At 68.2% G+C, this 1,882-nt stretch carries 2 protein-coding genes; one reads left to right on the forward strand and one right to left on the reverse strand.

Going from position 1 to position 1,882, the window contains the following annotated elements; all coding sequences use genetic code 11:
* Positions 1-304: FAD-dependent oxidoreductase (locus DYI24_RS28840; RefSeq protein WP_164574339.1), on the forward strand; the 304-nt coding region annotated here is incomplete at its 5' end.
* A gap of 6 nt (positions 305-310) precedes the next feature.
* Here the strand turns inward: DYI24_RS28840 and DYI24_RS25840 are convergent.
* On the reverse strand, positions 311-1,882 hold a 1,572-nt coding region (locus tag DYI24_RS25840; RefSeq protein WP_164574340.1), incomplete at its 5' end, for a phenylalanine--tRNA ligase subunit beta.

The raw sequence follows: 1,882 nt of genomic DNA on the forward strand, positions 1-1,882 counted from the left end.
ACGGTCTAATTCGTCGGCAGCGTCAGATGTGTATAAGGGACAGTCGCGCAAGGTGCTGGGCGAGCCGCTCGGCAATCTGTTCTTTGCCGGTGAAGCGACCCACGAAACGCTGTTCGGCACGGTGCAGGGCGCCTGGGAATCCGGCGAGCGCGCCGCCGACGCTGCGCTGAAAAAGATCGGCGCCGTCAAGGAGCCCGCGCCGGAGAAGCCCGCACGCAAACAGAAGCCGCGGCGCGAGCCGCAGCGTCAGCGCGAGCAGCGCCCGCCCGCCACCGCGAGCGGCACGCCGTCGTGGTGGCGCTGAGCGGCCTCAGCCGCGCAGGCTGCCGCCGGTCTTCTTGGTGACTTCCGCCACGATCTTGGCCGCGACCGCTTCGATCTCCTGATCGGTCATGGTCTTGTCGCGCGGCTGCAGCGTCACGGCGATCGCCACCGACTTCTTGTCGGGATCGATGCCCTTGCCTTCATAGACGTCGAACACGCTGACCGAAGTGATCAGCTTCTTGTCGACGCCCTGCGCGGCGCGGACGATATCGGCGACCGCGACCTTGCGATCGACGATGAAGGCGAAGTCGCGCGACACGGGATGGAACGCAGACAATTCCAGCGCCGGCTTGGCGCGGGTCGGCCGCTGCTTCGGATCGGGGATCTTCTCCAGGATCACCTCGAACGCCACCAGCGGGCCGTCGGCCCCGAGCTGTTCGAGCACCCGCGGATGCAACTCACCGAAATAGCCGAGCACGTTCTGCGGCCCGATCTGGATCGCGCCGGAGCGGCCCGGATGCAGCCAGGCCGGCAGCTTGTTGGTGGCGATCTGCAGCCCCGCCATCGGCGCACCCGCCGCAGCCAGCACCGCGAACGCATCGGCCTTGGCATCGAGCGCGGTCGCCTGCGCCGAGCCCGACCAATGCCGGCCGAGGCCGGCGGAGGACGCCACGCCACGGCGGACGCCGCTCGCAGCCATGAACTGATCCTGCGGCCGGTCGCCCTTGAACACCTGCCCGACTTCGAACAACGCCAGATCGGCCGAACCGCGATCGGCGTTGGCCTGGGCGGCGGCGATCAGGCCGGGCAACAGGCTCGGCCGCATGTCGGAGAGATCGGACGCGATCGGATTGGCGAGCGCCAGCTCCGGCTGGCCGCCACCGAACGCTTCGGCGAACGGCTTGGAGATGAACGACCAGGTCACCGCCTCGGTCAGGCCGCGCGCCGCCAGCGCGCGCTTGGCACGGCGGGTGCGGTTCTGGATCTGGGTGAGCACCGGCTTGCGCGGGGCATCGCCGCGCTCGAACGGCGTCAGCGGCACCTTGTCGACGCCGACGATCCGGACGATTTCCTCGACGATATCGGCCTTGCCGTGGACGTCGCTGCGCCACGACGGCACCGCGACCTTCACCACCGGCGCCTGACCGACGACCGTGAAGCCGAGATGATTGAGGATGCGGCGGATCTCGGTGAGCGACACTTCGATGCCGGCCAGCCGCTTCACCTCGGCGAGCGGGAAGTCGATGATCTTGTCGTCGGCGAACGGATTGCCGACCACCACCACGTCCGACGGCGTGCCGCCGCAGAACTCCATCACCAGCTTGGTGGCGAGTTCGAGCCCGGGCAGCATGAAGGCCGGATCGACGCCGCGCTCGAAGCGGTAACGCGCATCGGTGTTGATGCCGAGCTTGCGGCCCGACTGGGCGATATTGATCTCGTTCCACAACGCCGATTCGATCAGCACGTCGGTGGTCTCGGCCGAACAGCCGGAGACCTCACCGCCCATGATGCCGGCGAGCGATTCGACGCCGTGATCATCGGCAATCACGCAGACCGACGAATCGAGCGTGTAGGTGCGGCCGTCGAGCGCCAGCAGCGTCTCGCCGTCGTTGGCGCG

The organism is Rhodopseudomonas sp. BR0C11, from assembly GCF_010820945.1.
Classification (GTDB): Bacteria; Pseudomonadota; Alphaproteobacteria; order Rhizobiales; family Xanthobacteraceae; genus Rhodopseudomonas; species Rhodopseudomonas palustris_H.